This window comes from Gordonia rhizosphera NBRC 16068 (genome assembly GCF_000298195.1).
GTDB lineage: Bacteria > Actinomycetota > Actinomycetes > Mycobacteriales > Mycobacteriaceae > Gordonia > Gordonia rhizosphera.
This window is the reverse complement of the sequence record NZ_BAHC01000240.1, coordinates 1-6,554: the sequence shown is the minus strand read 5'-3', so window position 1 is coordinate 6,554 and position 6,554 is coordinate 1. Positions and strand designations below refer to the sequence as shown.

General features: G+C 68.0%; 5 protein-coding genes. 2 read left to right on the top strand and 3 right to left on the bottom strand.

Annotated elements, in window-relative coordinates:
• Nucleotides 1-933: HNH endonuclease signature motif containing protein (locus tag GORHZ_RS27870; RefSeq protein ID WP_006339219.1), on the top strand; the 933-nt coding region annotated here is incomplete at its 5' end.
• 253 nt (nucleotides 934-1,186) lie between these two features.
• On the opposite strand, the gene GORHZ_RS27865 is transcribed toward GORHZ_RS27870, so the two are convergent.
• On the bottom strand, nucleotides 1,187-2,662 hold the full coding sequence (locus tag GORHZ_RS27865) for an FAD-binding protein (protein ID WP_040533903.1): 1,476 nt from the start codon (nucleotides 2,660-2,662) through the stop codon (nucleotides 1,187-1,189).
• 181 nt (nucleotides 2,663-2,843) lie between these two features.
• Between GORHZ_RS27865 and gad the strand changes: the two genes are divergently transcribed.
• Entirely contained in the window at nucleotides 2,844-4,253 is a 1,410-nt protein-coding gene (gene gad / locus GORHZ_RS27860) for a glutamate decarboxylase (RefSeq protein ID WP_006339217.1), read from the top strand.
• Nucleotides 4,254-4,259: 6 nt separating this feature from the next.
• Here gad and GORHZ_RS27855 read toward each other — a convergent pair whose 3' ends face one another.
• Together GORHZ_RS27855 and nadB are read right to left on the bottom strand one after the other, a co-directional pair.
• Nucleotides 4,260-4,985 (bottom strand): hypothetical protein, encoded by a 726-nt coding sequence (locus GORHZ_RS27855; RefSeq protein WP_006339214.1) that lies wholly within the window; start codon nucleotides 4,983-4,985, stop codon nucleotides 4,260-4,262.
• Nucleotides 4,986-5,091: 106 nt separating this feature from the next.
• The coding region (gene nadB, locus GORHZ_RS27850; RefSeq protein ID WP_006339211.1) for an L-aspartate oxidase at nucleotides 5,092-6,554 on the bottom strand (1,463 nt) is incomplete at its 5' end.

Sequence of the window (6,554 nt, the reverse complement as noted above, 5' to 3'; positions counted from 1 at the left end):
CACGTCGACGCGCTGGTCCGCGGGATGGCCCATGTCGAGAAACGGTCGCCGGAACCGTTGAGTGAGGTGTCGCGGATCGAGCACCAACTCGCCCTGATCGCCCAGGCGTTTGCCGGGGCCACCCCCCGCGAGGTGCTCGACACCGCCCGCAGCATCGGCAACCAGATCGCCGACGAGCAGGGTGGTGTGCCGGCCGGTGAGGACCGCACCATCAACGAGTGGACTAGCACGCCCACCGACGATGGGCGGTTGGAGGTCTCGGCGAACCTGGACATCGTGATCGGGGAGAAACTGGTGTCGGCGATCGAATCCCTGGCCGGTAAACGTCCCGAACCCGACGGCTCCGAGGATGCCCGATCCGCGGGGCAGCGCCGTGCGGATGCGTTGGAGATGATCCTGGACGCCGCCGCCCGCGCCGCCAGTTCGGGTGTCGCGGATCTGGTGGCGGCCCCGAAAACGCAGTTGAATCTGACCGTCCCGGCCGACACCCCCGATGCCGCGGCGTTGCAGTGGCTGGGCCCGATCTCGCAGACCCTGGCGAAAACGCTGTCCTGTGATGCCACGGTGACCGCGATCATCGTCGACGGCGAGAAGGTGCGGTTGGACATGGGGCACCCGCAGCGTCTGTTCACTCATCATCAACGCAGAGCGTTGATCGTCCGCGACCAGTGTTGTGTCAAATGTGGTGCGGCAGCAGGATATACGCAGTGTCACCACGTGCGGCATTGGGCTGATGGGGGTCCCACCGACCTGGACAACGGGTGCCTGTTGTGCACCTCGTGTCACGCCCAGATCCACGCCTCCGGTTGGGACATCATCATGGGCGCCGACCGCCATCCCTGGCTGCTGCCACCCGTCGAGCAGGACCCAGCGCGCACCCCAATACCGGCCTACAACCGCCGCACAATGCGTCTCGACGGCGTAGCCGCCTGACCCGATGGCCTGCCCCAAAGCCTGACCCGAGCACGACCGAGCCCAACCGACCAGCGGTACGGCCTGACCGAGAAGAACCGACCAGCGGCGCGGCCTGACCCGACCCAATAGACCACCCGGGATTCCCCGGACGCACGTTCCTTGAAAACTCCACAGTGTGAAACCGCGGCGCACCCCCGTGTACCCGCCGGATCTCGGTCCGGCGGACACACCGGGGTCGACAATTCACGTCGCGGACCCTCGGTACGGTCGATCAGACCATGTCAGCGAGCGCGGCCCGTCGTGCCGCGTGCCGACCGGCGCGCCGTCCGAAATAGGAGCCTTCACCGAGTTGCGTCCCGCTGGCGTAGCCCTTGCCGTCCTGAGCGAGGTTGGCCGCGCACGCCCCGGCCGCATACAGGCCGGGGATGGGGTCGCCCGCCTCGTCGAGAACCTCGGCGTCGACGGAAGTGGCCATCCCACCCATGGTGAAGCAGGAGTACATGGCCTTGCCGAGGCTGAGATCGAAGGCCGCCCACGGTCCGTGATCTTGCGGCGCGAGGAACTCCGGGGCCTTGTGGAAGTCCGGGTCCTCACCGCGAGCGGCATTCTCGTTGTAGTCGGCGAGGGTTTTCTGCAGCCTGCCGGTTGGGATCCCGAGGTCGGCTTCCATCTCGGCGACACTCTCCCAGCCGTCGATGAACTTGATCAGCGGTACCTCGGGGCGCCGCATGTGCGCCTCGTCGACGATCAGGTACGCGGCCGAATCCGGTTGGTCCATCACGAATGCCGACGTTCTCGAGTGGTAGGAGTCCTCGGCGACGAACCGGTCGCCGTTCTTGTTCACGACGATGCCGGTGAGCAGGACGCTCGGTGGGTAGATCGGTGCGGTGACGAAGGCCTGGTCCATGTGTTTGAGTGCCGCACCGACCGATTCGCCGAGCCGGATACCGAGCCCGTCGTCGTAGGTGCTGCCGAGGGTGAACGGCTTCTCCGCGACATGCGGGACGTAGCGCCCCACCATCTCCTCGTTCATCACGAAGCCGCCCGCGGCGATGATCACCGACTTCGCCTTGATGAATCCCTCCACACCGGGCCTGCGCCACTGCACGCCGACGACGCGACCCGAGTCGTCGACGACGAGGTGTCGCGCGCCGGTCTCGTAGCGGATCTCGGCGCCGAGTTCGGCGAGCCGCTTGACCAGCAGATCAACAACCATCGACGCGCCGCCGGTATCCCCGGGCACCGGGACCTTGTGGCCGCGCGGGGCCGGCTTGGCGATGTCGGGGAAGGGCCAGACCTTCTCGTTGCCGGTGTACATCAGGCCCTGGGTCTGCGGCTGGATCACCGCCTTCTCCGGGTAGAAGCTGCGTTCGAAGCTGAACCCGAGGCCCTCGAGCCAATTGAAATGGTCGACGCTGTCGACGCAGTAGGCGTGGATCTTTACCGGCTCGGATTCCCGAGACACCGCGGTGAGGTACTTCTCCATCTCTTCGGGGCTGTCGTCGTGGCCGGTCGCCTGCTGCACCGCCGTGCCGCCACCCAGATAGAAGTGCCCGCCGGCCATACAACTCGTCCCGCCGGCCGCCGCGGCACGTTCGAGGACCAGCACCGACGCGCCCGCAGCAGCCGCTTCCACCGCGGCGCTCCCGCCTGCCACACCACACCCGACGACGAGGACATCGACGTCGTCGGAGAATCCCTCCACCGCATCGAGGGCGATGGTCTCGGGGATCTCGGAACCTGCCATGCCGACAGCGTAGACGATCAATTAGAACATGTTCTAGTTCTTGGCTTCGTGGGTTCACTTCGCGGACACCGACGATTCGCCCCGGCACGGACCGAATCCACCCCACCCGGGGAGCCACATACCTAGGGTTGAGGACAGCGTTCCGGTCCATCGTCACCGCCCCACCTCCATGAAGGAAGTCATGACCACTCGCAAGCACACGAACGCCCGACACACCACGAACATCGGCGAATCCCTCACCGTGAACCCGGTGTTCGTCCGCCCCGGGGAGACCACCGAGCTTCCCAAATTCGAGATTCCCGATGGGATGTGTCTTCCCGAGACGGCCTATCAGATCGTGCACGACGAGGCGATGCTGGACGGCAACGCGCGGCTGAATCTGGCCACCTTCGTCTCCACGTGGATGGACAAGGAAGCCCAGGATCTCTACGCCGAAACCTACGACAAAAACATGATCGACAAGGACGAGTACCCGCAAACCGCTGCGATCGAGGATCGCTGCTGGAAGATCATCGCGAACCTCTGGCATGTACCCGACGTCAACAGCGCCATCGGTACGTCGACCATCGGTTCGTCGGAGGCCGCCATGCTCGGCGGACTCGCGCTGAAACGGCACTGGCAGACCCGCCGCAGAGCCGAGGGTAAGTCGATCGAGAAGCCGAACCTGGTGCTGTCCACGGCTGTTCAGGTGTGCTGGGAGAAGTTCCTGAACTACTTCGAGGTGGAGCCGCACTGGGTACCGGTCAGCGAGGACCACATCGTCCTCGACGGTCACGAACTCGAGAAGTACGTCGACGAGAACACCATCGGCGTGGTCGCGATCATGGGCGTCACGTACAACGGACTCTACGAACCGGTCAAGCAGATCTCGGAGAAGCTCGACGAGATCCAGAAGAACACCGGCCTCGACGTCAAGATCCACATCGACGGCGCATCGGGCGCCATGGTCGCGCCGTTCTGCCAGCCGGATCTGGAATGGGATTTCCGGGTGCCGCGGGTCGTCTCGATCAACACCTCGGGGCACAAGTACGGCCTGGTGTTCCCCGGTCTGGGCTGGATCGTGTGGCGCGATGCCGAGGCGCTGCCGGAGAGCATGGTGTTCCACTGCAGCTACCTCGGCGGCGACATGCCCACACTTGCGCTGAACTTCTCTCGACCAGGCGCGCAGGTGCTGCTGCAGTACTACAACTTCCTCCGACTCGGCCGTGAGGGCTACCGCCTGGTTCAGCAGGCGGGGATCGACGTGGCGATGTACCTGTCCTCACAGATCGCCGAGATGGGACCGTTCGAGCTGGTCAGCGAGGGCGACACGATCCCGGTGTTCGCCTGGCGGCTGAAGAAGGGCTACACCGACAAGTGGAATCTGTTCGACCTCTCGGACCGACTGCGGATGAAGGGGTGGCTGGTACCCGCCTACCCGATGGCCGATAACCTCGGCGACCAGATCCTGCAACGCATCGTCGTGCGCGCCGGCCTGAGCCACGACCTGGCCAACGCGTTGCTGCACGACATGGACAGCGAGATCGCGTTCCTCGACAACCTCGAGACGCCGATGCCGCGCGAAGGGACCGGATCGCATTTCCACCACTGACCACGGCTACGGGCGCGGGCGGTCGCGCACCTGCCCGATCGCCACGGCCAGCCGGTCCAGTGCCGCCGCCACGTCGCGCAGGGCCGCTGCGACAGCCGCGTCCGCCCCATCGCTCGGGCTGGTCGTGCCCTCCGGTTCCGGGAGTCGATGCCGACTCCCCGGCCGTTGCGGGCCGGCGACCGGCGTTGCGGCCGGCCGACGTCCGTGACGCTGATCGCCCTCGTGGCGGCCACCGTCGTGTCGTCCGCCCTCGGGTCGACCGCCCTCGGGTCGTCCGGGCGGTGCCGGCGGCCGCTGCGCGTTCGACGCGGCCTGCCGGGTCGGGGTCGTCGTGGGACGGGGCGCCGGTCCGGACCGTCCCGGTGACTGCGACGCGGCCGGTGTGGTAGGGCCCTGCGGGCGGGCACGCGCGGCGGGGGCGTGACCGTTGGACGGCGCGAACACGTGTGGACCGCCGTGACCTTCGAAGTAGCGGCACGCAGCGCCCTGCAGGGCCCGCGCCGGGCACGGATTGCGTTCGATCAGCGACTGCGCATGGTCGTCGAAGTCGTTCCACTCCAACCAGAGTCGGCGATCGAGACGAGGGTGTTCACTGGCATCGCTGGCGTGGTTGCCCACATGCCCCGCCGGCAGACGACAACGCAGCAGCCAGTCCGACGTACCGGTCAACCCGAGCCTGCTGCGCTCGGCGGGTGTGCAGACGACCGTCGACCAGCATCCCTCGACGTTCATCCGATCCCTCCTTCGCGCCCCGCCATACGGGGTCCCCGGCGGTCAGTGTACGAACACCACGGGCGGGCCCGCCAAGCACGTCTCACATACTCCCCGGCATGTGGGATCAGTGCACCAGCGCTGCGAGATCGGCAATCGCTTCGGGCCCATCGCATTCGACGGTCGCACCGTCGAGCCAGCCGAAACGGCGCGACTGCGCCACCCGATCGGTGTCCGGAAAGTCCGTTCGCGCATGACATCCGCGCGATTCGGTGCGTGCCTGCGCGGCGGCCACCACGACCCGCGCGGCCAGGGTGAGCGCCGCGTCCTCGACATCGGCGACGGTCTCCATCGGCCGGGCCGGCGCCCCGCGCAGCCGGTCGGCCACATCCGCGAGCCCGACGGCCTCGCGCCGCAGCGCCACCGATCGGGACATGTTGTCCTGCAGGTCTTCCCGCGCCATCGCAGGGGCCTCCCCGAGCACCGACGGTGCGACCTCGACGACGGGCGTGTCGCGTCGGTCGACGGCCACCGCGGCGGTCCGCGACCCCATCACCAGACCCTCGAGCAGGCTGTTGGAGGCAAGTCGGTTGCCGCCGTGTAGGCCGGTGCGCGCGACCTCGCCGGCCGCGAGCAGTCCGGGGACGGCGGTCCGTCCGTCGACGTCGGTCACCACGCCACCGCACAGGTAATGCGCGCCGGGGACCACCGGGATGAGGCCGTCGTCGAGATCGAGGCCGGCGGCGGTCACGCCCGCGGTCACGGTCGGGAACCGGGTCGCGAAGTCGGGGATCGACCGGATGTCGAGGTAGACGCTCTTCTCGCCGGTGGCGGCGAGTCGGGCCTCGACCGCATTCGCGACGACGTCGCGGGGCGCGAGGTCACCCATCGGATGCACCCCGTCGGTCACCGACCGCCCGTCGGCGTCGACGAGCCGCCCACCCTCACCGCGGACGGCCTCACTGATCAGCGTGCGCCGGCCGCGCGCGCCGTCGACGAACAGCATCGTCGGGTGAAACTGGATGAACTCGAGGTCGGCGACGACGGCACCCGCACGCAACGCGAGCGCGATACCGTCGGCGGTGGTCCCGGCCGGATTGGTGGTCGCGGCGTAGAGGTGCCCGCTGCCACCGGTGGCGAGCAGAACGGTCGGGGCGTAGACGACGCGGTCGCGCCCACGGGTGCGGAACGCGACGCCGGCGGTACGCCCGTCAGCACGCAGGATCGCCGTCGCGATGGAGTCGTCGAGGCAGCGGATCGGCAGCCGTCGCGATGCCTCGGTGAGCCGCCGCCCGAGCGCGCGTTGCATCTGCGCCCCGGTGGCGTCGCCGCCCGCGTGGATGATGCGCCGCACGGTGTGGCCACCCTCACGGGTTCGCAGCAAACCACCGTCGGCGCCGCGGTCGAACTCCGCACCCCAGCCGATCAGACCCGACACCGCACGCCAACCGTCGGCGAGGATGGGTCGCGTCGTCGCCGGATCGGTGAGACCGGCCCCCGCCCCCAGCGTGTCCGCGAGGTGTCGGTCGACGGAGTCCTCGTCATTGCCGGGTTCCACCACGGCGATGCCACCCTGGGCGTAGAACGTGG

What these genes read in the sequence shown, in the direction of transcription:
- GORHZ_RS27865 (WP_040533903.1), bottom strand. Translation starts at nt 2,662, where the DNA reads ATGGCAGGTTCCGAGATCCCCGAGACCATCGCCCTCGATGCGGTGGAG.
- gad (WP_006339217.1), top strand. Translation starts at nt 2,844, where the DNA reads ATGACCACTCGCAAGCACACGAACGCCCGACACACCACGAACATCGGC.
- GORHZ_RS27855 (WP_006339214.1), bottom strand. Translation starts at nt 4,985, where the DNA reads ATGAACGTCGAGGGATGCTGGTCGACGGTCGTCTGCACACCCGCCGAG.